The sequence below is a fragment of the Frigidibacter sp. MR17.24 genome, assembly GCF_037095655.1.
GTDB lineage: Bacteria > Pseudomonadota > Alphaproteobacteria > Rhodobacterales > Rhodobacteraceae > Frigidibacter.
The window spans coordinates 1,375,548-1,396,844 of the sequence record NZ_JBAWKE010000001.1 but is presented as its reverse complement, the minus strand read 5'-3'; the positions used below and the strand labels follow the sequence as shown (position 1 = coordinate 1,396,844).

The window sequence follows — 21,297 nt, the reverse complement described above, 5'->3', positions numbered from 1 at the left end:
GCAGGTCAGGATCAGAGGCCCGTCAGCCATCGCTGCTGCACTCCTGGGGCTGGCGCAGCCCGGACCTGCCGACGGCTGTCGTGATGATCGAGCCGCTCTCGAGCGCCTCGAAGGTCACGTCGGTCGGGTCGAAGACCAGCTCGGGCATCCTCGCAGCCATCGCCTCGGCCACGATCCGCTGCAGCGCGGGCTGGTTGAAGCGTATCCGCGCGCGGTTGTCGGCGGGTGGGATGGGGCGGGTGCGCCAGTGGGTCATGCGGCACCCCCAGCCAACAGCGGCAGCGCTTCAGCGTCGAGGGCCTCGGCCGCGCGCGGGTTGATCCAGAGCACCTCGGTCCGCGCCAGAGCGCCATCAGCGCGAGCGGCCGTTTCCACTTGCCGCCAGCCCTCGAGGCGCTGGTCGTAAAGTGGCGCGGGATAGCCCGAGAGGACCACCATCCCCTCGGCTGCCGTGAGGAACGCCAGCAGCTCGGCGTGCTGATCGTTGGTCATCTCGTGCCGGTACATCCGCCAGCCGAGGTCGTACTTGTTCCCCTGCGCCCGGGTGCTGTGGAGATAGGGCGGGTCGACATAGTGCAGCGTGTCCACCCGATCGTGCTGGCGCATGACGTCGATCGCCGGCCGAGATTCTATGACAACGCCCCGCAGCCTGGCGATCAAAGCCGGCAGCGCCTCGGCATAGTTGACCCAGTCATGAGCCGGCGTCGTGCCGCTGCGCGAACTGCTGGCGCGGAAGCCGGTCGAGCGATGGCCCTTCTCGGCGCTGGCATGTGCATTTGACCCGAAGCCCATGAAGCTGCGGATGATCAAGCGGCGCGACTTCTCGATCGGATCGTCGGTCGGCTCGTAGGCCCCCATGAACTCGGCCCGCGCGAACGGGGTGATGCGCAGCTGCTCACGCAGCAGCTCGGCCGACGCCGGATCCCGCAGGACCCGGAACAGGGTCACCGGCTCGTCGTCCAGATCGTTGTAGACCTCGGCGTAGCTCCGAGATTTGCGCAGCAGCACAGAAGCCGCGCCGCCAAAGGGCTCGACGTAGGTTCGGTGCGGCGGAAGGTGCGCGATGATCCAAGGCGCTAGGCGCCATTTCCCGCCGTGCCATCGCAGGGCGGGGCGCGTCGGACAGGTCATGCCGCCACCGCCTCTTCGGCCAGATGCCCGCAATTGGCCGCGACGATGGCGCGTGCCAGCGGCGGGCAGACGCTGTTGCCGCAGCAGCTGATCTGCACGTCCTTCGGGAAGCCGGTGAACGACCACTGGCACGACTCGTCTTCCTTCCACGCGCCATCGATCACGTAGTCCGGCGGGAAGCCCTGAGCGTTGAAAAGCTCGCGCGGGGTGAGCATGCGCATGCCGATGTCGACGATGACCAAGGTCGCGCCGTCGATCTCGAGCGTGACGAACTCGCCGCCATCCCAAGCGTCGTGCGCGCGGAGGAATTCGGCCACCTCGCGGGCCCGGGCCTCGTGCACGGCGGTGAAGGGCGGTGCGCTGAGCGCGGCCTCGACATGGGCAAACCGGTCGCGGACCGTGACGGTGTGCGCGGGCTCGTCCATGCGGGCCCCGTCGCCGGTGCCGTAGTATTTCGCGAAGAAGGCCGCGATCGGCATCTGGTGGCTGCCGCTCGCCGTGATCGTGGCCATCGGCTCGTCGGCGGCCCGGCCGGGGTTCACGCCGCCGATCCGCCGGCTGTCGTTGTTGTGCTGGGCGAGGAAGGCGGCGCAGGCCGCGTGCTTCACCCCGCCTGCGACGACCGTGCCGAGCGGCTGGTGCGGATCCAGCGCGCGCGGAGCCTGCCTTTGGCGCTCGCCGTAGCCGGTCTGGACCATCAACGGGACGATCACCGCGTTCTGATCCTTGGTGCTGGCGCAGATCGTGTGGCTCGGCGCGTCGGCGGCGCGGTTGGCGCCGCCCTGCTGGGCATAGGTCAGGACCGGCGCGAGGACGGCCGAGTGCCCGCCGCCGGCCAGCACGGTCGGGTGCGGCGCCATGGCGGCGCTGTCGCGGCGGTCGGTGCCCTTCAGGCTCAGAAGGCTGGGCGCGAGGATCCCAAGCGGGGCCGCGCCGCCTGGGCGCTTGATCCAGCTGTTCGCGGTGACGGTCGGGGCCGGGTCGCGCAGATCGCTGCCCGTCGCGCCGCCGTTGAAGCGGGTGAGGCTCGGCGCAATGAGTGCGTGCCGGTTCTCGACGGTGACGGTTCGCAGCGGGTCCGCGAGGTCTGCCGCCCGCGTGCCGCGCTGGCCGCCGTGACCATAGTAGGTCGCCAGTGCGGGCGCCACGACGGCCTTCTCGCCGCGGTGCGCTCCGGTGATGGTCCTGAACGCCTCTGCGACGTCCTCGACCCGGCCGCCATGCGTCAGGTTGACGAGGAACGGCCGGTCGGCCCCGAGCACATAGCGGGCGACGCCCCGGGCGACGCGGGCCTGCGTGTTGGCGGCCAGCGGCCGGACGGCGCGCAGCGCGTGCTTCGCCCAGACCTCGGCCTTGCTGTCGAAGATGCTCGGGCAGGGCAGAGACCAGTCGATGCATTCGGCGGCGGTGCGCCAGGGCAGCAGCTTGCCGCGCTTCACCGCCGCGCACTTCGGGTCGCCGTGCGTGGGCTTAGGCCAGACGATCGGTCGGCCGTCCCGCCGGGCGATGAGGAACCAGCGCTTGCGGATCGTCGGCGCGCCGAAGTCACAGGCGCGCAGCTCGCGGTGCTGCACCTTGTAGCCCGCGCGCTTCAGCCGCTTGATCCAGTCCATGAAGGTGATCCCGGCGAACTCGCGGATCGGCTGCCCGTCCTCGCCCAGCGGGCCCCAGGTCTGAAACTCCTCGACGTTCTCCATCAGGATCACCTCGGGCTGCACCTTCTCGGCCCAGTCGACGACCACCCACGCGAGATCGCGGATGTTGCGGTCACGGACGGCGCCACCCTTGGCCTTCGAGAAGTGCTTGCAGTCCGGGCTGGCCCACAGGAGGCCGACGCGGCGGCCCCCGACAACTTCGCGCGGCTCGACGTCCCAGATGTTGCTGTCGAGGTGGATCGTCTCGGGGTGGTTCGCCTCGTGCAGCGCCAGCGCAGCGGCCGAGTGGTTGATCGCCACGTCGGGGCTGCGGCCGAGGGCAAGCTCGATGCCGGTGCTGGCCCCACCGCCGCCGGCAAAGCTGTCGATGATCATCGGGCGTGGGTCAAACGCGGTGGCGTCAAGCATCGATCTCGCTCCTGTCCTGGCGCAGTTCGCGCCACACGATGCGCCGCAGCTCATCCGCCAGCGCGTCGCGGTCCTTCACGAGCCAGCGGGTGCGGTGCAGGGTCTGCTCGAGGATCGCCTCGGCATCCGCCTCGAGGCGGGCCTTCAGCTTCTCGCCGAACTTCAGGTCGCGGACGTCGAAGGGGGATGTCGAAGGCATGATCAGTCCACCGCCACGAGCATGCTCGGCACCGCCTGAACCTCGGCCAGCGTCATGCCGCGCTCATGCGCGATCTGCCGGTCGATCGCGAGGAGGTCGCGGGAGGTCGGCACGCCGCCGATCCAGTCGGCCTTGCGCGCCTTCGCGAGCTTCGCCCGGTCCTGATTGATCTCGAAATCGGTTGGAGTGGTGCGGGTCATGTCAGGATCCAGATAAGGAAGACGGCCCAGAGGGTCAGGCCGGCGGCGAGGGCCGGGATGAGCCAGGAACCAGCGGTGGGGCGGTTGCGCATTGCGGCGCTGCGATTTGGCCGGCGGCGGGGTGTGCCGCCGGCGCTCCGGTCAGGTGGCGCGGCCGAGGAACACGGGCAGGCCGGTATCTTCCGCCGCCTTCGTCGCGATCTCGGCGAAGTGGGCGCGGCGCTGGTACTCGACGCGCCGCCACTCGAAGCCGAGCAGCAGGCCTTCCGGCGTCGGCCGGTAGCGGAAGGCCGCGCGCAGCTCCATCGGCCCTTCCCCCTCGTAGAGAGGGATGTTCAGCATGAAGACCGTCGGGACGGTCACCTGGTTGGTCACCCGCGTTTCGGTCTCGAAGCGGAAGGCCCGGTCCCCGTTCTCCAAGCGGGTCGACGACTTGAAGGACTGCCCGGTGGTGGCCTCCAGATCCCTGCTGATCTCGACCATGGTCGCGGCTTCCGGGAACGCGATGTCGACCGAGTTCTCATCGAGGAAGGCGGCGAAAGTCGCCTGCGGGTGCAGGGCCCCTTCCATCTTGTCCCAGCGCGTCCACTCCTCGGACGGCAGGATCGCCAGCGTCGCGACGTGCTTGCAGGCCTCGGGCTTTGCGCCGACGTCACTTTCATCGCCGGGGCGGTGCCAGTCGAGATAGGCGTGGATCTTGCCTGCGGTGTAGTCGGCAACGATGATCGAGCGCCCATCGCGGAAGCGGTTCGCGTAGTCGACCAGCGCACGGCGGGTATCCAACGTCACGCGTTGGTTCACGAACGGGGGCAGGCGGTGGGGGTTCTGGATTTCCCGAAGCTCATGACGGTCATGGATCAGGGCGAACTCGCGGCCGTCGGCGGTCGAAACGAGCGGCTGCGCCTTGCGCGCGGCATCGATCGCCGCGTCGAGCGCGTGGATCGGGGAGAGGTCGGGCTCGGCGGCCTGTTGGTCGATCTGGCGGGGGGGCATGAGGGTCTCCTGTTGCCGGTAAGGGGTCAGTCGTCGCGGCCCGAGCGGCGATCATCGAGATCGTCGACCCAGTCCTTCTGGTTCGGATCTCGGCGGGTCAGGCGGCCGTCGTCGGTCGCGTAGTAGATGCCGGTGCCAAGCGGGCGGCGCGGCTTGGTGACGGTGAAGGCGGGATCGCACTCGATCTGGCCGGCCTTGTTCACCTTGAACGGCAGCTTGATGGTGATCGAACCATTGCCGCCGGTTTCGCGGATGGCGTCGATCATCTCGTTGAGGATCTTGTCGCCCTCGGCCAGCAGCTCGCCGCGGCGGAACGTCTGGATGAACTCGAGGAAGTTGATCTCCTGGCGGGCCATGAGGCGGCGCTCCTTCTGTTCGCCAATGCGGGCGGGTGCGGTCATCGGGATCTCCCGGTCGAAGAGGTTGAGCCCGCGGCGCGCCTTCCGGCGACAGGCTGGCGCTATCCAGCCGCGGGCGTCGGCGCCCAGCGCGCCGAGTTCGTGTGACGGGGCGCGGCCTGCCGGTGGTGGCGGCTCTGCGCAAAAGCTTTTGGAGCCCCGGCGGTCCGCTGCTGCCTCACGCGGCCGCCGGGGTGGTGCGGCCCGGGGGGAGGGGTTCCGGGCCGGATAAGTCGCCCGCGGCTGGGATGTCGGGAGGGGCCGCGGGCGCCGGCGCGGGGAGGCGCCGGGTTGGAATGGTCAGGGCAAGGTGATCGGTGCGGTCAGCAGCAGCTTGCCGAGGTAGAGCGCCACGCCGCCGAGGATGATCAGCAGCACGAGGCAAGCGGTCTCGATGTCCTCGAGCGCATCGGTGTCGCAGTCGCGGAGGCGATCCATCAGGCGGCGCAGCATCAGCGTGCCTCCAGCCGGGCCGCGTTCACGGCGGTGAAGGTGGCGGTGGTGCCCTCGGCGATCGCGACGCCAAGGAACAGCGCCGCGGCCAGCGTGACCATCAGGATGATCGTCTGCGGCATCGGGCGCGGCGCGCGCTGGACGCTGAGCGAGGCGAGCGCGGCTGCGGAGCGGCCGGCGGCCGGGATCACCCGGCCGCGTTGGTCGATGGGGTGCGCCCAGCTCATGCCGCGTCCCCCCGCGACGGCGGGATCCGGAACCGCGGCATGTCGGGGCGACGGGCCGCCTGCAGGGTGCGGATGGCGCGGGCGCGGGCTTCGACGCCGGCCTGGGTGGGGCAGTAGGGTCCGGTCAGCAGGGCTCGCGCCGCGGCGACCTTGTTGCTGGGCGGACGGTTGTCATTGTCGGTCATGGGCTGGGGGCCTCCATCAGGGTGACGGGGCGAGATTTACATAGTGTAAAACCTAAATCAAGATCCTTGTTCACATAAAGTGAAATTACCTATGTTGTACCGTCGGGCGCTCCCTGCGGCGCATGAAAAAGCCCCGCACAAGGCGGGGCGGAAGAGAGGTGCGTGGTTCCTAGGCTTAGCTTTGCAAGGCGCCGTCTCCCTTGAGGTAGTGAGCGAAGCGACGTTGCGCCCATGAGAGCTTCTCGATGTCGTCAGACCCAAGAGAGCGGGCTACTTGGTTGTGGCAAATCAGGTCCAGATAGCGCTTGATCGGGGGTTCTCTGGCTTCAATTTGCTTCATCTCGGCCTCTATGGACCTGCAAGCGTCAGGGCTCATATCAGGGTTTGTGATCAACAACTTCTCCAAGCCAATGAATTCGGAAGCCAGGCCGTTGTGGATCCGAGCCTTCGGGCCGGTTTGGGCGATCAGATCGATGCCCTGCGCGGACGCGACGAGGAACGCGAACATCAGGGAAAGCCATGTCGGGGATTGGCTTAAGAGCGACCCTGCAACGGCGGTTCCGCTTATCAACGATATGAATGCAAAGCGATTGGACCAGTCCTGAAAGAACCTTTCCCGAGCACGGTGATACCGCGCCGACCGCGCTGCATCGCACCGCATCTCATATACGTGATCAATCTTGCTCGCCGCCTCCACCCTCGGCTTTCCTTGGGGCTGGTCGGGTCCTTGACACTTCATCAAATCCGGATCCCTTCGAATTTCCAATGTGGGTTCGGCGCTCGATCTGCTCTCGAACCAGCCGCTGTCGCGCTTGTTCTTGAAGCTCGCGAGCGCGTCGAGCGGCCTCGTGATCTGGTGTCTTTGCCAAGATATATGCTTCCTTACAGTAAACAAATGAAACGTGCCGCGCGGTACTGATTTTCAGATCTTTCTCACGAGGTCTTTAGGTAGGTGAAGGCGGACCGGTGCGGCCCAGTTGAGCGCCACGTCATGCATGTTCGTGCCGATGAATGGGTTGATCGACACCAAGTTGAAGCACCCCGGCGCGCTACCGAGCTTGACCTGCTTCACCCAGGTGCGGCCTTGGTCGTCCTCGGCCACGCAGATGCGCCCCAGCGCTTCGGTAGGTACGCCGACCGTGTCGCGGGTGTAGAAGAGCACGTCACCGGGCGCGTAGACTGGCAGCATGCTGTCACCCTCCACCTCAACCGCAACGATGCCGTGCGGCGAAAGCTGCGGTGGGCAGGCGACGCGGTAGAGGCCTTCGCCTTTGGCGTGGTCGTCGATGGCGTAGACCTGAGCGCCGGCGCCGACCTTGCCTGGTACAGCGACAGTCTCGGGATCCTCGTCGATCAAATCGCTCGGCCGCACATGATAGATGCGGGCCGCGCCCTCGATGTAGTCGGCGTTCATCCGGCGCTTGCCGTTCTCGAGGCCGTTGTAGAGCGACACCGAAATGTCCAGCATTTCGGCGACTTGCTCTTGGGTGAAGCCATTGGCGTCACGGAACTGACGGAGCCGGAATCTCATAGGCTTGGGGTGCCAATGGCTCACTGGCGGGTCCAGAGACATAGAGTGAAAATTCACTTGATGTAAAATTCACATAGTGTAAAACTGGCGGGGCAATGAACCTCGCCAAGCACATCAGCGACCATGACCTCAGCCGGGCGGAGATCTGCGCCGCCGTCGGCATTTCTCGATCCATGTTGAGCCTGATCGAAGGCGGCAAACGTCGCATCGCCGCCGACAAGCTGTCCGTCTTCTCGAGGGTGCTCGGCGTGAACCCCGAAGAGCTTCGCCCCGATCTCGCGGCGATGTTCCGTTCTGATTCCGTCGAGGAAGGTCGTCAATGACCCGTTCACTCCGCACCTCCGCTGTTGCTCTGCACCCGTCTTCGCCAGCTGTGCGCGAAACTGGCAGGGCAAGCATCCGGCCAAACCCGCTTGACGGTCGCGGCCGGTCCCGCGCCTCGGCCCGCGCCGCGCACGGCTTCGCCCGCGCGCCCGGGCTGACGCTCGACCTCGATCCGTTCGATCTGCGGGCGGTCATGGCTGAGCGCTGGGGTGCGTGGGTCCGGCGCCAGTTCCGCCGCCCGGAAGAGGCAGCGGTCGCCTTCGGCGTCACCCACCAATGCGCCCGCAACTGGTTCGACGGTCTGCACCGACCGGCGGGCGAGACGGTGCTGATGGCGGTGTCGCTCTGGGGCCCGGCCTTCACCGCGCACATGATGGGGGAGGTGTGATGCCGACCCTCGCGCAAAAGCTTTTGGTTCGCGCCGAGACTGCCTCGGACGCCAACTCCCCCGGCGGTCTCCTCGCCGCCGGGGGCCTTTCTTCCCGCGCCGGGTGCGCGGGTCTCGAACTGGCCGTTCGGGGTGATGATCAAGCGGCCAGCCGGTCGGTGCGCAGCTGCGATCCCTCGTTGTCGCGCGCCGGCCGGGCCCCGAAGACCTCCCTGTTGGACTGGCGCACGGGCTTCGGCTCGCGCGCGCTTTCCTCGGCAGGCCAGAATAAAACACGGGCGGCCCTGGCAGCCGGCCGCCCGTGGTCGTCCAGACATCCCCGATCGCTGGTCGGGTCAGATCAGCGTTCCCTGACCGGGCGGCGCATTGCGCCCGAGCTGAAGCGCTTCGGCCACGCGACCCTGGTTCGTGCCCAACATTCCGGCAATGTCCTGGATCTTGTGACCGTCCGCGCGGAGAAGCTTCGCGGTCAGGGCCTCGCGTTCGCTGAGGCTCTTGCGACTGATCTCTCGCAGGTTAAGAAGTACCCCTGTCACAGGGTGACGAGTAGCCATCGGAAAACTCCTTTCGTGGCTATGTGCGGTTCGAGGGTTGCAGCCCTGCGTTCCGCGGGAGGATCCGCTCTGGGAGAAACGGAGCGGTTTCGCCGACCGGGCGGGGAGATGAATCTCCCTGCCCGGACACCATATAAACAGACGCTGTGTTCCGTTGCGTCAAGGGGTCGTAGGCGCCCACTGTTTGTTGGGGGGCGCTCATGACCCCTGCCGAGCGCCTCGAAACGATCCTGCGCGGCGGCTACTGCACGCGCTGGCACGCAAACCCCGACCTTGCCCATATCCGCGAGACGCTGGCCGAGCATCATGGCCGGGTCGTGCAGATCCTGCTGGCAATCCATCCCGATCCCTCGCTGGACCTGATCCGCGCCGCGGCGCATCACGACTGCGGCGAGCCCTTCGTCGGTGACCTGCCGGCGCCGTTCAAGGAGGCGCATCCAGAAATCGCCGGGGCCCATGCCGAGGTCGAGGCCGAGGCGCTGCGCGAGCTGTGCGTCGCGCCGCTGCTGACGCGCGCGGATGCCGCGTGGCTGCAGCTGGCCGACCGGCTGGCGGCCTTCGCCCACGTCCGGCAGGTCGCGCCGCAGCTGCTGGACAAGGGCGAGTGGGGCGAGGCCCGACAGTGGCTCGAACACCGGTCATGGGAGCTTGGGTGCCAGGCGGTGATCTACGATTTCGTGGGAGGGCCGCGGTGATGGCGGGCCAGGCGTTCACGGATCAGCAGCTGCTGCAGATGCTGGAATGGCGCGAGGACGGCGCGAGCATGCAGGCGATCGGCAATCGCCTCGGCCGCTCGCGCAACGCGGTGATCGGTGCGCTGAACCGCCTGCGCGCGGATGATCAGCCGTGCCTGTGCCGCAAGCCCGAGAACCGCGACGGTGGCATGCCCCGGCGCTGGTGGGCGCGGCGAAAGGCGGCGGCATGAAAGAGCGATTCCGCCTTGGTCCCGTCGACCTCGAACTCAGCGAAACCGCCGGCGTGACCTTCTTCGCGCTGCGCAATCGCGAGGTGCCGGGGGGACCCGGTCGGCCGTTTGCTAGCGGCCCCGTGCCGCCCCAGATGGCGGCCGAGCTGTCGGCGATCGCACGGCGACTGCGCGAACGGGGCCTGCACCGCTCCGAGGTGGCCCGATGAACGGCGCCACGCTCTTTACCGACGAGGATCGCGCGGCCCTGGTCGCAGCCGTGCCCGAGCTTGGCGTGCGGCTCGTGATCGACGCCTTCGCGGCCGAGACCGGCTTCCCGGCGGACTGGATCATCGGCCAGCGCCGCGAGGCGGTCGTCGCGCGCGTGCGGCAGCGGGTCATGTTCCGCGCCTGGATGCTCGGGTTTCCGTACGCGGTCATCGGACGGGCGCTCAAGCGCGACCACACGACGGTGCTGCACGGCGTGAAGGCCGAGGCGGCGCGGTGCGGATTGACCATGGAAGCGCTCCGCAGAGAGCGCGATGCGAGAGGGAAGGGGCAGCATGACGGGCACGACGACTAGCTTCACCACGATCTTCTATCCGCTGAGCTGGGGCGAGACTCTGTCGAACCACGAGTGGTTCGAGCTTCACATCCACCGGCTGCTGAAGTCGCGGCTCGTCGCGGGCGCGATCCGCGAGGGCCGGCGCGAGGACATCGCGACCGCGCTGCTGCTCTGGACCGAGAGCTTCGTCCAGGACCCCGCGGGCACGCTGCCGAGCGACGACCTCGAGCTGATGGATCTCGCCCGGTACTCCGGCGACGCCGCAGGCTGGGAACAGGCCAAGCGCTGGGCGCTGCACGGCTGGGTGCCGGTCCATGTCGGCGACGACGAGGACCGCGCCCAGGACCGGCTCGGCCATCCCTTCATCATCCCGATCGTCGAGCGGATGTGGAAGCGCAAGTCGGGGCGCGAGCAGGGGCGCGAGGCGGCGAAGCTCGCGGTCACGCGCAGCCGGGTGAAGAAGAAGCTGGCCGCCCTCGGGCAGAAGCGCCTGGCGGGCAACCGCGAGGTGATCGCCTCGGTCGCGGACTGGCTCGACACGAGCAATCTCTACATCACCGACGAGAACGTCATGGCAGCGCTCGAGATGATCGGCGTGCCGCGGATCGTCGGCGGGACGGACGGTGGAAGCCACGCGCACGGGCGGTGAAATCGGCTGAAATATTGCAGCAAGCTTGCAGCAAGTTTCAGTCGCATTTCACCGCAATTTCAGGCCCGGAACTGCAATTGCCCTACAGGACAGGACAACACAGGACCGGACAACACAGAACACCTTTCAACCCCCGCAGGGCGGCAAACGCGGCGCGGGAACAGGCTGAGAAAAGGGGCGGTACCATGGACGGTGAGGCGAAGAGCGGGAAGACGCTGGTGCGCGAGCTGCTGATCGACCGGCTGGACGAGGCCGGGCTGCAGCGGCCCCGCCGTGTGACGAGCGAGGTGCACGAGGCGACGAAGAAGCGGCTGGCCGAGGGGCTGGCCTACATGGATGCCGAGAACCTGGTGACGCTGGCCGAGCTGCTGATGGGCGTGGCGAAGGACGGGCTCTGGCCGGCCGAGGTCGTGGTGCGGCACATGGCGCATGGGCTGCAGGCGCCGCCGGCGCGCGAGTCCCGGATCTTCAACAGCTGGCTTGCCTCGATCGAGGGCCCGAAGGCCGTGGCCGACGGCACTCTGGTCGAGCTGTACCGCTTCCTGGTGCAAAGGGGCGTGCCGCCCGGGCCGACCGATCGCCGGGCGATCGCGGAGCGGGCCGGGCAGAACACCCGCCGGATCCAGCTGATCCGCGAGCGCGTCGAGCCGTCACCCGAAGAGACCGCCTGGCTCGCGGCCTACCGGCGCGACGAGGCGGTCGCTCGGGAGATCGTCGAGGCCGGAAACAAGAAACGAGAGGGCAGCGCAGCATGACCATGGCCATGACAGCACAGGTGGGGTTCGATCCGGTCGCCGACCTCTGGCGGCGCTATGTCGAGTGGTCGGCACTGCAGTCGGCGAGCAGCGTGGCGCGCGAGCAAAAGCTTTTGCGCGACATGATCGCCCGGGCGACGCCGCCCGAGGCCTGCGGCCCCGAGATCATCGCGGCGCCGGCCCGTGGCACGATGCGTCTCTTCCGGGAGGAGGTGCTCGTCCCCAAGGCCTCGGTCGCCGAGCCGAAGCGCCCCGAGGATTACGAGCGCCGCTCGCTCAACTGGCTCGGCCGCGATGCGGTGCGCCGGGCCGACGTCTGGGACGAAATGGAGCGCCAGGCGTTGCGCGCTGCCCGCGGTGCGCCGATTGAGGCGCCGTTCACGCATGCCCAGGTCTCGATGGGGCGCTTCTACCGCGACCTGACCGAGCGGCACGCTGCCGGCGGTGTGCGCTGCAGCTCGCTCGAGGCGCAGGCCCGCGCCTCTGGGGGCAAGGGTGGCGAGTTCATCGACGCATACGTGCAGGAGGGACGGGTGCTCGATGCGCTGCACCGGCGGATCGGTGGTGGCACCGCGATGGCCGTCAGGCGGGTCCGGCCGTCGACACGTTCGATGCGGGCGCGGCCCGGTGCCACGATCATCACCAGCCGTGTGCTGGTCGACAGCGTGTGCCTCGGTGAGAAGCCGCTGTCGTGGGTGCTGAAGCAGCATGGCTGGTCGGTGGCTTCGAAGAACCTCGAGGTGCTTCGGGCGGCTCTGCGCGCAGCTCTGGATCGAATGCAGGGCTACCGCGATGATGCGTGACCGATTATGGATTGACGCTTAGTTCAGCCGCTGGCACAACTCTTGCCATCATCTACAGGTGCGCCCGCAGGTCATCAGACCGGCGGGCGTTCTGCTTTGATCCTCCTGAAAATGGTGACCTGATGGGCCGACTGCGCAGCATGCCGTCGCGGCTGGCGCCAGCACGGTCCCGCTTGGCCGCGCCCAGCCCGACCACCGAGCGGGAGCGTCACGCGCGGCGGGATGCCGAGCAGCGCTGGCGCGCTTGGTACAAGACATCGCGCTGGCAGAAGCTGCGCTGGTCGATCCTCGTGCGCGACCAGTTCACCTGCCAGCGCTGCGGCAAGCTCGAGGGAGTGACCTCGCAACTGGTCGCCGACCACACGGTCGCGCACCGGGGCGACGAGGCGCTGTTCTGGGACGCGGGCAACCTGCAGTGCCTGTGCAAGCCGTGCCACGACCGGGACAAGCAGCGCGAGGAGAAGCGCCGATGAGCCTCGGCCTTCGGCAACCGAGTGCGTCGCCTCCGGCCCTGGCCCTGCCGTGTCGGTACTGCGGCCGGTCGGCGACCGGCGGCAGCACCTGCGTCGGCTGCGGCGCTCCCGCGCCCGAGGTGCCGCCAAAGAAATGAAGTACCGAGCGGGTCCGCCCGTGCCTGACGTCGCCTGAACCGCGACGGACGGTGCGACGCCCCGAAGCGGCGGCCGGAGCGGCGGCTGCACCCCGGCACCGGGGCGGACGGTGTCGACCACCAACCGGGGGGGGTGGGTCAAAAGTCCGGGACCCCTTCCGGCCTAGACCCGCGTCCCCCTCACGCGGAGATTTTTTTCTTTGGGTAGCGAAAATCTGACTACAGACCTCTTCGGTGATGTCGTCACGCTGCCCTCCGGGCGCCGTGGGCGGCCCTCTCACTGCTGGTCCAAATCGAACGCAGACAAGGTCATCATGGGCTTGGCGATGGGCTACAAGCCCGAGGAGATCGCGCAGGGGCTGCACATCTCGCTGCCCACGCTGCGGAAGTATTATTTTTCCGAGCTGCAGGCGGCGCCGATGCAGCGGACGCGGTTCGAGCTTTGGCGGGCGAAGGTCCTGGCCGATGAAGCGAACCGCGGCAACGTCGGCGCGCTGAAGGAACTCGGGAAGATCCTCGAGAAGCGGGACCGCCATCTCGCCGAGCAGCGTCTGCTGGGCGGCGAAGGCAAGAAGCCGGAAGAGCCGATCGGGAAGAAGGAAGCCGCACGGCGCGCCGCGGCCGAGCAGGCCGACGGCGACCCGGATCTGACACCCGGGGTCTGGCACTGATGGCGCTCGACGCCGGACCGTGGTCGACGGCATGCCCCGACTGGGAACAGCGGATCGTCGAGGGGCGGTCGCTGATTCCGGATCTGCCGCTCTTCACGCCGGTCGCCGACAAGGCGCTGCGGGTGTTCAAGAGCCTGCGCGTGCCCGACATGATCGGGACGCCGACGCTGGGCGAGGTCTGCGAAGAGTGGATCTTCGACCTGGTGCGGGCGGTCTTCGGCGCCTACGATCCGACCACCCGGCGCCGGATGATCCGGCAGTTCTTCGTGATGATCCCGAAGAAGAACGGAAAGTCGTCGATCTCGGCCGCGATCATCGTGACCGCGGCCATCCTGAACGAGCGGCCGAACGCCGAGGCGATCCTGATCGCCGAGACCCAGAAGATTGCCGAGATCGCCTTCAGCCAGGCGGCCGGGATCATCAAGCTCGACCCGCGGCTCGACAAGGAGAGCGGCGGCATCTTCGACGTGAAGTCGCATTCGAAGACGATCGTGCACATGAACACCGGCGCCACGATCCGGATCCTGTCGGCCGATGGCGACGTCGTGACCGGTTCGAAGGCGGCCTATGTGCTTGTCGACGAGACCCACGTCCTCGGCCACAAGGCGAAGGCACCCGGCGTCTATCTCGAACTCGAAGGCGGCCTCGCGGCCCGGCCCGAGGGCTTCCTGCTCGAGATCACGACGCAGTCGAAGATGCAGCCGCATGGCGAGTTCAAGCGTCGGCTGGCGCTGGCGCGCGGCGTGCGTGACGGCAAGATCGCTCTGCCGATCCTGCCGGTGCTCTACGAGCTGCCGGCGTCGATGCAGCAGTCGGGCGACTGGCGCGAAGAGGAAACATGGGGGCTGGTGAACCCGAACCTGGAGCGGTCGGTCTCGATCGACTACCTGCGCGAGAAGCTCGCCGAGGCGGAGGTCGCGGGGCCGGATGCGGTTGCGCTCTTCGCGTCGCAGCACCTGAACGTCGAGATGGGCGTCGGCTTCAACAGCGACAGCTGGTCGGGCGCGCCGCACTGGGAGAAGGCGGTCGAGCCCGGGCTGACGCTGCAATCGCTGCTGGACCAGTGCGAGGTCTGCACGATCGGCGGCGACTGGGGCGGCGCTGACGACTTGGCGGCCTTGGCGGTCATTGGGCGCCGCCGCACTGACCGCGCTTGGCTGCTATGGGGACGAGCCTGGGCCCGCCCGAGCGTGTTCGAGGCGCGCAAGCAGATAGTGCCTCAGCTGCGGGACTTCGAACGCGCTGGCGACCTGCGGGTGGTGGCGACGGGGGAAGACCAGGCGGCCGAGGCCGCGGAACTCTGCGCGCAGGTCATGGGCAGCGGTCTTTTGCCTGAGCAGAACGGCATCGGCCTCGACAGCGCCGCGATCGCGCTGCTGATGGACGCGCTCGAACAGCGGGGCATGACCCAGCCGCTTGTGACGGCGGTCAAGCAGGGCTGGGCGCTTCAGACCGCGATCTCGACCATGCCGCTGCAGCTCGAAGGGCGCCGCCTGCTGCACGGCAATCAGCCGATCATGAACTGGGCCGTCGGGAATGCCCGGCAGGAGCTGGTAGGGAGCAACTACATGGTGACCAAGCAGGCCTCGGGTGCCGCGAAGATCGACCCGCTGATGGCCGCCTTCAACGCTGCCATGCTGATGTTCCTCAATCCGCAGGCGCGCGAGAGCCTCGACGCCTTCCTCTCCGACCCGATCGTGGTCTGCTGATGTCGATGGCCTCCCGCCTCGCGGCCCGGCTCCCGGCGCGTGTCCGCAATGCCGTCTACGATGCCGAGAAGGAAAAGCGGCTCGAGCTTTCCGACGGCTCGGCGTGGTCGCGCCTTTTCGGACGCTCCGCCGCGTCGGGCAAGCGCGTGACCGTCGACAGCGCCATGCAGCTCTCGGCGGTTTGGGCCTGCGTGAGGCAGACGGCGCAGGTGATCTCGGCGCTGCCGCTCGCGACCTACGAGAAGCGCTCGAATGGTTCGCGCGAAGTGATCAGCGACGCCTTCGCCGAGGTCCTGACCGTCTCGCCGAACGCCGACCAGACCGCGATGGAGCATTGGGAGGGGCAGGTCGCCTGGCTTCTGGTCAACGGCAACTGCTACGCCGAGCGGACCATGACCGGGGCACGGCTGTCGGCGCTGTCGCCGATCGCGGCGAACTGCGTCACGCCGATCCGCCGCAAGAGCGACAACGAGCTGATGTACGAGGTGATGGACCGCGGCAAGCCGGAGGTGCTGCCCCGGGACAAGATCTTCCACGTCAAGGGCTTCGGGTTTGGCGGCGACGCTGGCCTGTCGGCGGTCCGGTTCGGGATCGACAGTCTCGGCACCGCGCTCTCGGCAGAAGAATCCGCCGGGAAGCTCTTCTCCAACGGCATGCAGATCTCGGGCGTTCTGAAGGCGGGCCAGACGCTGAACCCGGTGCAGCGCCAGCAGGTGCGCGAGATGCTGCAGAACTACCAGTCGTCGGAAGCGGCCTGGAAGGTGATGGTCCTCGAGGCGGGGCTCGACTTCCAGCCGCTGGCCCTCAACCCCGAGGACGCGCAGATGCTTGAGACGCGCCGCTTCGCGATCGAGGACATCTGCCGCTGGTTCGGTGTCCCGCCGATCGTGATCGGACACGCGGGCGATGGCCAGACCATGTGGGGGACGGGCGTCGAGCAGATCCTGCTGGCCTGGATGAACCTCGGGCTGAACCCGCTCCTGCGCCGGATCGAGGCGCGGGTCCGCAAGGACCTGCTGCCGCCGGGCCAGCGCGTGGGCCGCTATGTCGAGTTCAACCGCGAGGGCATCCTGCAGATGGACAGCAAGGCCAAGGCCGAGTTCCTCACCAAGCTGGTCTCGAACGGCATCATCTCGCGCAACGAGGCGCGCGAGAAGCTCAACCTGGCGCGGCGCGAAGACGCCGACGACCTGACGGCCCAGACGGCCATGGCCCCGCTCGGGGATCTCAGCAAGGAGCGACAGCAATGACGATCCGGTCCCTGCCGAAGGCGGACGTGACCGCGCGCGGCGGCGTGCGCAGCGACGTGAGCACGAAGGCGCTGCAGCGCTGGAACCCCGACGTCCGGGCAGCCGATGGCGAGGCCGACGCCTCGATCTCGATCCTCGACGTGATCGGCCAGGATTACTGGGGCGAGGGCGTCACCGCCAAGCGAGTCACGGCGGCGCTGCGCGCGATCGGCCAGCGCGACGTGGTGGTGAACATCAACAGCCCCGGCGGGGACTTCTTCGAAGGGCTCGCCATCTACAACGCCCTGCGCGAGCACAAGGCCAAGGTCAGCGTGCGCGTGCTCGGGGTCGCGGCATCGGCCGCCTCGGTCATCGCGATGGCGGGGGACGAGGTACGCATCGCACGCGCCGGCTTCCTGATGATCCACAACACCTGGGTGCTCGCGGTCGGCGACCGGCACGCGCTGCGCGAGGTGGCCGACTGGCTCGAGCCCTTCGACAGCGTCTCGCAGGAAATCTACGCCGCGCGCAGCGGGCTCCCGGTCGCTGACATCGGCAAGATGCTGGACCGCGAGACCTGGATCGCGGGCAGTGCGGCGGTGGAGCAGGGCTTCGCCGACGCGCTCCTCGCCGCGGACGAGCTGAGCGAGGCGGAGGCGACCGACGCCCGGACCGCCTCGGCGCGGGCCGAGAAGAAGTTCGACGTTCTGGCCCAGCGGGCCGGCATGTCCAGATCCGAGGGCCGCGAACTGCTCGCGGCGCTCAAGGGCACGCGAGGCGCTGCCCCGACCAGCATGCAGGACGCTGCGGTCACCGCGGGGGTTCAGAGCCTCCTTTCCTTCGCAAGATCCATCTGATCGGAGATCACCATGAAACGCCTCGCAATGCCGGTCGTGTCGCTCGCGGCACTGGCCTGCTCCATGCCGTCCGCCGTTCGCGGCACCGTCCGCGCCGAAGGCGGGACCGGCAACATCGAAGACCTGCTCAAGCAGGTGAAATCCGAGCTGACCCGGATCAGCTCGGATGTGAACAAGACCGCCGAGACCGCGATGCAGGAGGCCAAGCGCGCCGGCACGCTCTCGGACGAGACCAAGACGCGCGCCGACGAGCTGCTGACCACGCAGCATGCGCTGCAGGGCTCGGTCGAAAAGCTGCAGCAGCGGATCGAGGAGATGGATTCGCGCAGCCTCGAGGTCGAGCAGCGCATCGCCGGGCGCCGGCCGGGCGAGGGGGCGCGCCAGTCGCTGGGCCAGATGATCGCGGCCAGTGACCAGGTGAAGGCCTTCAATGGCAAGGGCACCATGACGATGACGGTGCAGAATGCGATCACCTCCGGCTCGACCTCGGCCGGCAGCCTGATCGTGCCCCAGCGTGAGACCGAGATCGTCGCGCTGCCGCGCCGCAAGGTGTTCGTCCGTGACCTGCTGTCGCGCTCGACCACGACTTCGAACGCGGTCGAATACGCCCGGATGGCGTCGCGGGTGCTGAATGCGGCGATCGTCGATGAAGGCGCGCTGAAGCCGGAAAGCAACCTGACCTGGGAGCAGGCCGACGCGATGGTCCGCACGATCGCCCACTGGATCCCGGTGGCGCGCCAGGCGCTCGACGACGCGCCGCAGCTGCAGGGCGAGATCGACAACGAGCTGGTCTATGGCCTCGACCTCGCCGAGGAGGCCGAGATCCTGACCGGCGACGGCACGGGCTCGCACCTGTCGGGCCTGATCACCGAGGCCTCGGCCTATGGCGGCACCTATGAACCGGCCGGCGCGACCCGCATCGACCGGATCCGCTTCGCGCTGCTCGAAGCGAGCCTCGCGCTCTACCCGGCCGATGGCATCGTGATGAACGAGATCGACTGGGCGCAGATCGAGACCACGAAGGACACGGCCGGCTGGTACATCATGGCCAACCCGCTGCAGATCGCCGGTCCGACGCTCTGGGGCCGTTCGGTGGTGCCCACCCTCGGGATCGCCGCGAACGAGTTCCTCGCCGGCGCGTTCCGCGCGGCCGCGACCATCTACGACCGGATGGACACCGAGGTGCTGATCTCGAGCGAGGACCGCGACAACTTCGTCAAGAACATGCTGACGGTGCGCGCCGAGAAGCGCCTGGCGCTGGCGGTGAAGCGCCCGGCCGCGTTGATCCACGGCGACTTCACCTTCGCCTGATCCCCGGCCGGCGCGGCACTGGCTGCGCCGGTCCTTCCCCCTGAGGAGATCTCGATCATGTCGAAACTCGTGACGATGACGCCGACCCGGTCGCAGACCGGCGACTACGGGCGGGCCATGGCCCACGTTCCGGTCCAGGTGGACGAGGCGACGGCCAAGAAGCTTGAAAAGAGCAAGCACTGGGTGCGTGGCCTGACGCCGCAGGCCAAGGCCGCGCAGGAGGCCGTCGAGCAGCGCAAGGCCGGCGAGGCGGCGCGCGCCGCCGAGGCCACGAAGGCCGAGGCCGAGAAGCTGACGGTCGAAGCGGCGAAGAAGAAGGCCGCGAATTGATGACCCCTGTTTGCGTCGCGGCTCCCGCTACGCCCGTCGTTCCGCTCGACGAGCTGAAGGCGCACCTCAACGTTGACTTCAGCGACGATGACGCGCTGATCGTGGCGTATGAGGGGGCGGCCGTGGCGCACCTTGATGCGTGGACCGGGATTCTCGGCCGCTGCATCAATGAGCAGACCTGGCGAATTTCGCTCGATAACGCTGGCTGTGTGCGATCGCCGTTTCCTGACGTCGTATCGATTGAGGTTAGCGACGAGTCGGGAGCGCCTATGTCCGACTTCGTCACCGGGATCGATGGTCTCGGCACCTACGTGGATGTCGCCGGTGAAGGTCCGTTTCGTATCGACTTCACCTGCGCGATGTCAGATGGGATGAGGCCCGTGATCGTGATGGCGATCAAGCTGCTGGTCGCGCACTGGTACATGAACAGAGAGGCAGTGGTCGCCTCGGGCCAGGCTAGCGCGCCGCTCGCCTTCGAGGCGCTGATTAATCCCGTCCGCTGGTGGAGCCTCTGATGTCGAGGATGGGTGCCGGCACAATGCAACACCGCGTCGCGCTCCTCGAGCCTGTCGAGGCGCGCGGTCCGGGTGGCGTGACGACCACCGTCCCAACCGAGCGGTATCGCTCTGGCGCACAGTTCATCTATGCCCGTGGATCCGAAGCGGTCGAGGCGGCACGGCTGGAGGGTCGGCCGACGTTCAAGGTCAAGCTGCGGTCCTGCGCGGCTGCCCGGGCCGTCACCACCGACTGGCGCCTGCGCGACGTGCGCCAGTCCATCGACTACGCGATTGTCGAAGCGGACACGGTCTCGGACCGGCAGTGGGTCTGGCTGACCGTCCAGGGAGGGAACGAGACGTGAGTGCGGCAGTCGCCCTGCAGGATCTGATCGTCGCGACGCTGGAGGCTGATGCGGCGGTGTGGGCGCTGGTAGGCGCGCGGATCTATGACAATGCGCCTGTGGGAGTGGCCTATCCCTACATCAGCCTCGGCCCCAGCGGCTCGATCGAGGATGACGCGGATTGCATCGACGCCGAGGTCCACGACATCCAGATCGACGTATGGACGCAGGACAGCGGCAGTCAGCGCGGCTGCAAGGTGATCATGGCTGCGGTCGCGTCCGCGCTTCACGGCGCCGAGCTTTCGATGCCCGGGACCGAGGCGCTGGTCAGCCTCACCGTGGGCTTGTGCCGGGCGATCCCGGATCCAAGCGACGGCGTGGCGCATGGGATCATCGAGGTCGAGGCGCAAACCGAGAGCTAGGCCTGCTTTGCCTTCGCGGCAGAGATCTTCCGTTCGAGATCGGCGAGGCTGAAGGCGGTGTTCTGTGCGTCTCGCGGCAGGCCTTCATCGATCGCAATTTCGGGTTTCACGACCAGTGCCCCGTGAATGCCAGCCAGAAGCACGAGCGCGCGATCGGCCGCAAGGATGAAGACGCCGGCAATAGCGGAGATCATCGCTGCCCCGAGGAAGAACAGTTCTTCGGCGCCGTAGAGCAGCACAAGGTTCCCGACGGCGGCAGCGAAGCAGACACAGGCGATGATCCGAAGGGCGGTCATTTCTGGCTCCTAAGAAGGTTGGGGAAGCATGGCGGATCAGCACTCAAGGCTGCAAGCCAGATTGCGGAACCTGCCGAAGGTTGTCCGCGAAACAGCCCGGCGGGTGATGGAGCAAAACGCCCGAGACTTGGTCCGCGAAATGGTCAAGCGAGTGCCCAAGGATACGGGCGATCTAGCCGACTCGATCCGATGGACCTGGGGCACTCCGCCGAAGGGGGCGATGGTCTTTGGGTCCATGAAGACTGCCGAGCTCGCCGACATGACGATCACAATCTACGCGGGCAACTCGGCGACGGCCCGACGGCAGGCTCGGTCGTCAGGGACCCGGCGGAGGGACATGCGTCGGGGCGGCGACTACGACAGCAACAACGCCTTCTACCAAGAGTTCGGGACCTCGAAGATGCGAGCCAACCCGTTCTTCCGTCCGGCCATCCAGGCCAAGGCGCGGACCTTCCGGATCCGCATGAACAGAGCAGTCCAGAAAGCCGTCAAGGAGGCATGGAATGGCTAACCGCCAGACGAAAGCGATCTTCACCCGCGAGTTCCACTGGAAGCGCCCGCACAGCCCGTTGGGCTTCGGGGCGAAGGCCAAGCCGGAGCCGCAGCAGTTCCCCGAGGATTTCATCCAAGCGGCGGTGAAGGCGGGCGCGGCGACGTTGGTCGCCACCGACGACAAGGGCTGAGGCTTCCCTCAGCGCAGAC

35 protein-coding genes are annotated in these 21,297 nt (G+C 67.8%); 21 read left to right on the top strand and 14 right to left on the bottom strand.

The annotated features are described in order from the left end of the window. Positions 1-22 precede the first annotated feature (22 nt). From V8J39_RS06660 to V8J39_RS06605, 12 genes are all read right to left on the bottom strand, one after another. Positions 23-256 (bottom strand): hypothetical protein, encoded by a 234-nt coding sequence (locus tag V8J39_RS06660; protein WP_336460054.1) that lies wholly within the window; start codon positions 254-256, stop codon positions 23-25. Beyond that, entirely contained in the window at positions 253-1,131 is an 879-nt protein-coding gene (locus V8J39_RS06655; RefSeq protein WP_336460053.1) for a DNA adenine methylase, read from the bottom strand. The genes V8J39_RS06660 and V8J39_RS06655 overlap by 4 nt, the downstream gene beginning before the upstream one ends. Further along, a complete protein-coding gene (locus V8J39_RS06650) occupies positions 1,128-3,194 on the bottom strand; it encodes a DNA cytosine methyltransferase (RefSeq protein WP_336460052.1) in 2,067 nt (688 codons plus the stop codon). The genes V8J39_RS06655 and V8J39_RS06650 overlap by 4 nt, the downstream gene beginning before the upstream one ends. Continuing rightward, entirely contained in the window at positions 3,187-3,393 is a 207-nt protein-coding gene (locus tag V8J39_RS06645) for a hypothetical protein (protein WP_336460051.1), read from the bottom strand. Before V8J39_RS06645 ends, V8J39_RS06650 begins: the two co-directional genes overlap by 8 nt. A gap of 2 nt (positions 3,394-3,395) precedes the next feature. Continuing rightward, entirely contained in the window at positions 3,396-3,593 is a 198-nt protein-coding gene (locus tag V8J39_RS06640; protein WP_336460050.1) for a hypothetical protein, read from the bottom strand. A gap of 141 nt (positions 3,594-3,734) precedes the next feature. Next, positions 3,735-4,586 carry a DUF2303 family protein gene (locus V8J39_RS06635; protein WP_336460049.1) on the bottom strand — a complete coding sequence of 284 codons (852 nt, stop codon included), beginning with the start codon at positions 4,584-4,586 and terminating at the stop codon, positions 3,735-3,737. Positions 4,587-4,612: 26 nt separating this feature from the next. Beyond that, positions 4,613-4,987, bottom strand: a complete 375-nt coding sequence (locus V8J39_RS06630; protein ID WP_336460048.1) for a hypothetical protein — start codon at positions 4,985-4,987, stop codon at positions 4,613-4,615. A gap of 297 nt (positions 4,988-5,284) precedes the next feature. Then, positions 5,285-5,422, bottom strand: a complete 138-nt coding sequence (locus V8J39_RS06625; protein ID WP_336460047.1) for a hypothetical protein — start codon at positions 5,420-5,422, stop codon at positions 5,285-5,287. Between the two features lie 14 nt (positions 5,423-5,436). Then, positions 5,437-5,664: a hypothetical protein gene (locus V8J39_RS06620; RefSeq protein WP_336460046.1), complete on the bottom strand. Its 228-nt coding sequence runs from the start codon at positions 5,662-5,664 to the stop codon at positions 5,437-5,439. Beyond that, positions 5,661-5,849, bottom strand: coding sequence for a hypothetical protein (locus V8J39_RS06615; protein WP_336460045.1), 189 nt, complete (start codon positions 5,847-5,849; stop codon positions 5,661-5,663). The genes V8J39_RS06620 and V8J39_RS06615 overlap by 4 nt, the downstream gene beginning before the upstream one ends. A gap of 175 nt (positions 5,850-6,024) precedes the next feature. After that, a complete protein-coding gene (locus V8J39_RS06610; protein ID WP_336460044.1) occupies positions 6,025-6,357 on the bottom strand; it encodes a hypothetical protein in 333 nt (110 codons plus the stop codon). A 414-nt stretch (positions 6,358-6,771) separates the two neighbouring features. Then, the gene (locus V8J39_RS06605; RefSeq protein WP_336460215.1) at positions 6,772-7,380 is read right to left on the bottom strand and encodes an XRE family transcriptional regulator; all 609 of its coding nucleotides are present in this window, start codon (positions 7,378-7,380) and stop codon (positions 6,772-6,774) included. A gap of 95 nt (positions 7,381-7,475) precedes the next feature. Between V8J39_RS06605 and V8J39_RS06600 the strand changes: the two genes are divergently transcribed. Continuing rightward, the gene (locus tag V8J39_RS06600; RefSeq protein ID WP_336460043.1) at positions 7,476-7,703 is read left to right on the top strand and encodes a helix-turn-helix domain-containing protein; all 228 of its coding nucleotides are present in this window, start codon (positions 7,476-7,478) and stop codon (positions 7,701-7,703) included. Further along, positions 7,700-8,092, top strand: coding sequence for a hypothetical protein (locus V8J39_RS06595; RefSeq protein WP_336460042.1), 393 nt, complete (start codon positions 7,700-7,702; stop codon positions 8,090-8,092). The genes V8J39_RS06600 and V8J39_RS06595 overlap by 4 nt, the downstream gene beginning before the upstream one ends. A 335-nt stretch (positions 8,093-8,427) precedes the next feature. On the opposite strand, the gene V8J39_RS06590 is transcribed toward V8J39_RS06595, so the two are convergent. Beyond that, entirely contained in the window at positions 8,428-8,646 is a 219-nt protein-coding gene (locus tag V8J39_RS06590) for a hypothetical protein (protein ID WP_336460041.1), read from the bottom strand. 200 nt (positions 8,647-8,846) lie between these two features. Between V8J39_RS06590 and V8J39_RS06585 the strand changes: the two genes are divergently transcribed. The 17 genes from V8J39_RS06585 (at position 8,847) to V8J39_RS06505 (ending at position 20,299) form a co-directional block, all read left to right on the top strand. Beyond that, a complete protein-coding gene (locus V8J39_RS06585; RefSeq protein ID WP_336460040.1) occupies positions 8,847-9,341 on the top strand; it encodes a YfbR-like 5'-deoxynucleotidase in 495 nt (164 codons plus the stop codon). Continuing rightward, complete coding sequence (locus V8J39_RS06580) at positions 9,341-9,571, top strand: hypothetical protein (RefSeq protein WP_336460039.1); 231 nt, start codon at positions 9,341-9,343, stop codon at positions 9,569-9,571. Before V8J39_RS06585 ends, V8J39_RS06580 begins: the two co-directional genes overlap by 1 nt. Continuing rightward, entirely contained in the window at positions 9,568-9,780 is a 213-nt protein-coding gene (locus tag V8J39_RS06575; RefSeq protein ID WP_336460038.1) for a hypothetical protein, read from the top strand. The genes V8J39_RS06580 and V8J39_RS06575 overlap by 4 nt, the downstream gene beginning before the upstream one ends. Continuing rightward, positions 9,777-10,133, top strand: a complete 357-nt coding sequence (locus V8J39_RS06570) for a helix-turn-helix domain-containing protein (RefSeq protein WP_336460037.1) — start codon at positions 9,777-9,779, stop codon at positions 10,131-10,133. The genes V8J39_RS06575 and V8J39_RS06570 overlap by 4 nt, the downstream gene beginning before the upstream one ends. Then, positions 10,114-10,764, top strand: coding sequence for a DUF1376 domain-containing protein (locus V8J39_RS06565; protein WP_336460036.1), 651 nt, complete (start codon positions 10,114-10,116; stop codon positions 10,762-10,764). Before V8J39_RS06570 ends, V8J39_RS06565 begins: the two co-directional genes overlap by 20 nt. Positions 10,765-10,949: 185 nt before the next feature. Beyond that, the gene (locus V8J39_RS06560) at positions 10,950-11,519 is read left to right on the top strand and encodes a hypothetical protein (RefSeq protein ID WP_336460035.1); all 570 of its coding nucleotides are present in this window, start codon (positions 10,950-10,952) and stop codon (positions 11,517-11,519) included. Next, a complete protein-coding gene (locus V8J39_RS06555; protein ID WP_336460034.1) occupies positions 11,516-12,322 on the top strand; it encodes a hypothetical protein in 807 nt (268 codons plus the stop codon). The genes V8J39_RS06560 and V8J39_RS06555 overlap by 4 nt, the downstream gene beginning before the upstream one ends. A gap of 122 nt (positions 12,323-12,444) precedes the next feature. Continuing rightward, complete coding sequence (locus V8J39_RS06550; protein ID WP_336460033.1) at positions 12,445-12,795, top strand: HNH endonuclease; 351 nt, start codon at positions 12,445-12,447, stop codon at positions 12,793-12,795. A 463-nt stretch (positions 12,796-13,258) separates the two neighbouring features. After that, positions 13,259-13,603: a hypothetical protein gene (locus V8J39_RS06545; RefSeq protein WP_336460032.1), complete on the top strand. Its 345-nt coding sequence runs from the start codon at positions 13,259-13,261 to the stop codon at positions 13,601-13,603. After that, positions 13,603-15,312 carry a terminase large subunit gene (locus V8J39_RS06540; protein ID WP_336460031.1) on the top strand — a complete coding sequence of 570 codons (1,710 nt, stop codon included), beginning with the start codon at positions 13,603-13,605 and terminating at the stop codon, positions 15,310-15,312. Before V8J39_RS06545 ends, V8J39_RS06540 begins: the two co-directional genes overlap by 1 nt. Then, positions 15,312-16,562 (top strand): phage portal protein, encoded by a 1,251-nt coding sequence (locus V8J39_RS06535; RefSeq protein ID WP_336460030.1) that lies wholly within the window; start codon positions 15,312-15,314, stop codon positions 16,560-16,562. Before V8J39_RS06540 ends, V8J39_RS06535 begins: the two co-directional genes overlap by 1 nt. Beyond that, a complete protein-coding gene (locus V8J39_RS06530) occupies positions 16,559-17,398 on the top strand; it encodes a head maturation protease, ClpP-related (protein WP_336460029.1) in 840 nt (279 codons plus the stop codon). Before V8J39_RS06535 ends, V8J39_RS06530 begins: the two co-directional genes overlap by 4 nt. Positions 17,399-17,410: 12 nt before the next feature. Beyond that, complete coding sequence (locus V8J39_RS06525) at positions 17,411-18,709, top strand: phage major capsid protein (RefSeq protein WP_336460028.1); 1,299 nt, start codon at positions 17,411-17,413, stop codon at positions 18,707-18,709. Between the two features lie 57 nt (positions 18,710-18,766). Further along, complete coding sequence (locus V8J39_RS06520; RefSeq protein WP_336460027.1) at positions 18,767-19,039, top strand: hypothetical protein; 273 nt, start codon at positions 18,767-18,769, stop codon at positions 19,037-19,039. Beyond that, positions 19,039-19,554, top strand: a complete 516-nt coding sequence (locus V8J39_RS06515) for a head-tail connector protein (protein ID WP_336460026.1) — start codon at positions 19,039-19,041, stop codon at positions 19,552-19,554. Before V8J39_RS06520 ends, V8J39_RS06515 begins: the two co-directional genes overlap by 1 nt. Beyond that, complete coding sequence (locus V8J39_RS06510; RefSeq protein ID WP_442902551.1) at positions 19,554-19,898, top strand: phage head completion protein; 345 nt, start codon at positions 19,554-19,556, stop codon at positions 19,896-19,898. The genes V8J39_RS06515 and V8J39_RS06510 overlap by 1 nt, the downstream gene beginning before the upstream one ends. Next, positions 19,895-20,299: a DUF3168 domain-containing protein gene (locus V8J39_RS06505; RefSeq protein ID WP_336460024.1), complete on the top strand. Its 405-nt coding sequence runs from the start codon at positions 19,895-19,897 to the stop codon at positions 20,297-20,299. The genes V8J39_RS06510 and V8J39_RS06505 overlap by 4 nt, the downstream gene beginning before the upstream one ends. Here the strand turns inward: V8J39_RS06505 and V8J39_RS06500 are convergent. Beyond that, positions 20,296-20,595: a hypothetical protein gene (locus V8J39_RS06500; protein WP_336460023.1), complete on the bottom strand. Its 300-nt coding sequence runs from the start codon at positions 20,593-20,595 to the stop codon at positions 20,296-20,298. The genes V8J39_RS06505 and V8J39_RS06500 overlap by 4 nt on opposite strands. Positions 20,596-20,623: 28 nt before the next feature. On the opposite strand from V8J39_RS06500, the gene V8J39_RS06495 reads away from it, so the two are divergent. Both V8J39_RS06495 and V8J39_RS06490 read left to right on the top strand, forming a co-directional pair. After that, on the top strand, positions 20,624-21,106 hold the full coding sequence (locus tag V8J39_RS06495) for an HK97-gp10 family putative phage morphogenesis protein (protein ID WP_336460022.1): 483 nt from the start codon (positions 20,624-20,626) through the stop codon (positions 21,104-21,106). Continuing rightward, positions 21,099-21,278 carry a hypothetical protein gene (locus V8J39_RS06490; protein ID WP_336460021.1) on the top strand — a complete coding sequence of 60 codons (180 nt, stop codon included), beginning with the start codon at positions 21,099-21,101 and terminating at the stop codon, positions 21,276-21,278. Before V8J39_RS06495 ends, V8J39_RS06490 begins: the two co-directional genes overlap by 8 nt. The last annotated feature ends 19 nt before the right edge of the window (positions 21,279-21,297 follow it).

Bases quoted from the DNA above. Each gene is read 5' to 3' on its own strand.
- V8J39_RS06660 (WP_336460054.1), bottom strand. From the start codon at position 256: ATGACCCACTGGCGCACCCGCCCCATCCCACCCGCCGACAACCGCGCG.
- V8J39_RS06655 (WP_336460053.1), bottom strand. From the start codon at position 1,131: ATGACCTGTCCGACGCGCCCCGCCCTGCGATGGCACGGCGGGAAATGG.
- V8J39_RS06650 (WP_336460052.1), bottom strand. From the start codon at position 3,194: ATGCTTGACGCCACCGCGTTTGACCCACGCCCGATGATCATCGACAGC.
- V8J39_RS06645 (WP_336460051.1), bottom strand. From the start codon at position 3,393: ATGCCTTCGACATCCCCCTTCGACGTCCGCGACCTGAAGTTCGGCGAG.
- V8J39_RS06640 (WP_336460050.1), bottom strand. From the start codon at position 3,593: ATGACCCGCACCACTCCAACCGATTTCGAGATCAATCAGGACCGGGCG.
- V8J39_RS06635 (WP_336460049.1), bottom strand. From the start codon at position 4,586: ATGCCCCCCCGCCAGATCGACCAACAGGCCGCCGAGCCCGACCTCTCC.
- V8J39_RS06630 (WP_336460048.1), bottom strand. From the start codon at position 4,987: ATGACCGCACCCGCCCGCATTGGCGAACAGAAGGAGCGCCGCCTCATG.
- V8J39_RS06625 (WP_336460047.1), bottom strand. From the start codon at position 5,422: ATGGATCGCCTCCGCGACTGCGACACCGATGCGCTCGAGGACATCGAG.
- V8J39_RS06620 (WP_336460046.1), bottom strand. From the start codon at position 5,664: ATGAGCTGGGCGCACCCCATCGACCAACGCGGCCGGGTGATCCCGGCC.
- V8J39_RS06615 (WP_336460045.1), bottom strand. From the start codon at position 5,849: ATGACCGACAATGACAACCGTCCGCCCAGCAACAAGGTCGCCGCGGCG.
- V8J39_RS06610 (WP_336460044.1), bottom strand. From the start codon at position 6,357: ATGTTCGCGTTCCTCGTCGCGTCCGCGCAGGGCATCGATCTGATCGCC.
- V8J39_RS06605 (WP_336460215.1), bottom strand. From the start codon at position 7,380: ATGAGATTCCGGCTCCGTCAGTTCCGTGACGCCAATGGCTTCACCCAA.
- V8J39_RS06600 (WP_336460043.1), top strand. From the start codon at position 7,476: ATGAACCTCGCCAAGCACATCAGCGACCATGACCTCAGCCGGGCGGAG.
- V8J39_RS06595 (WP_336460042.1), top strand. From the start codon at position 7,700: ATGACCCGTTCACTCCGCACCTCCGCTGTTGCTCTGCACCCGTCTTCG.
- V8J39_RS06590 (WP_336460041.1), bottom strand. From the start codon at position 8,646: ATGGCTACTCGTCACCCTGTGACAGGGGTACTTCTTAACCTGCGAGAG.
- V8J39_RS06585 (WP_336460040.1), top strand. From the start codon at position 8,847: ATGACCCCTGCCGAGCGCCTCGAAACGATCCTGCGCGGCGGCTACTGC.
- V8J39_RS06580 (WP_336460039.1), top strand. From the start codon at position 9,341: ATGGCGGGCCAGGCGTTCACGGATCAGCAGCTGCTGCAGATGCTGGAA.
- V8J39_RS06575 (WP_336460038.1), top strand. From the start codon at position 9,568: ATGAAAGAGCGATTCCGCCTTGGTCCCGTCGACCTCGAACTCAGCGAA.
- V8J39_RS06570 (WP_336460037.1), top strand. From the start codon at position 9,777: ATGAACGGCGCCACGCTCTTTACCGACGAGGATCGCGCGGCCCTGGTC.
- V8J39_RS06565 (WP_336460036.1), top strand. From the start codon at position 10,114: ATGACGGGCACGACGACTAGCTTCACCACGATCTTCTATCCGCTGAGC.
- V8J39_RS06560 (WP_336460035.1), top strand. From the start codon at position 10,950: ATGGACGGTGAGGCGAAGAGCGGGAAGACGCTGGTGCGCGAGCTGCTG.
- V8J39_RS06555 (WP_336460034.1), top strand. From the start codon at position 11,516: ATGACCATGGCCATGACAGCACAGGTGGGGTTCGATCCGGTCGCCGAC.
- V8J39_RS06550 (WP_336460033.1), top strand. From the start codon at position 12,445: ATGGGCCGACTGCGCAGCATGCCGTCGCGGCTGGCGCCAGCACGGTCC.
- V8J39_RS06545 (WP_336460032.1), top strand. From the start codon at position 13,259: ATGGGCTACAAGCCCGAGGAGATCGCGCAGGGGCTGCACATCTCGCTG.
- V8J39_RS06540 (WP_336460031.1), top strand. From the start codon at position 13,603: ATGGCGCTCGACGCCGGACCGTGGTCGACGGCATGCCCCGACTGGGAA.
- V8J39_RS06535 (WP_336460030.1), top strand. From the start codon at position 15,312: ATGTCGATGGCCTCCCGCCTCGCGGCCCGGCTCCCGGCGCGTGTCCGC.
- V8J39_RS06530 (WP_336460029.1), top strand. From the start codon at position 16,559: ATGACGATCCGGTCCCTGCCGAAGGCGGACGTGACCGCGCGCGGCGGC.
- V8J39_RS06525 (WP_336460028.1), top strand. From the start codon at position 17,411: ATGAAACGCCTCGCAATGCCGGTCGTGTCGCTCGCGGCACTGGCCTGC.
- V8J39_RS06520 (WP_336460027.1), top strand. From the start codon at position 18,767: ATGTCGAAACTCGTGACGATGACGCCGACCCGGTCGCAGACCGGCGAC.
- V8J39_RS06515 (WP_336460026.1), top strand. From the start codon at position 19,039: ATGACCCCTGTTTGCGTCGCGGCTCCCGCTACGCCCGTCGTTCCGCTC.
- V8J39_RS06510 (WP_442902551.1), top strand. From the start codon at position 19,554: ATGTCGAGGATGGGTGCCGGCACAATGCAACACCGCGTCGCGCTCCTC.
- V8J39_RS06500 (WP_336460023.1), bottom strand. From the start codon at position 20,595: ATGACCGCCCTTCGGATCATCGCCTGTGTCTGCTTCGCTGCCGCCGTC.
- V8J39_RS06495 (WP_336460022.1), top strand. From the start codon at position 20,624: ATGGCGGATCAGCACTCAAGGCTGCAAGCCAGATTGCGGAACCTGCCG.
- V8J39_RS06490 (WP_336460021.1), top strand. From the start codon at position 21,099: ATGGCTAACCGCCAGACGAAAGCGATCTTCACCCGCGAGTTCCACTGG.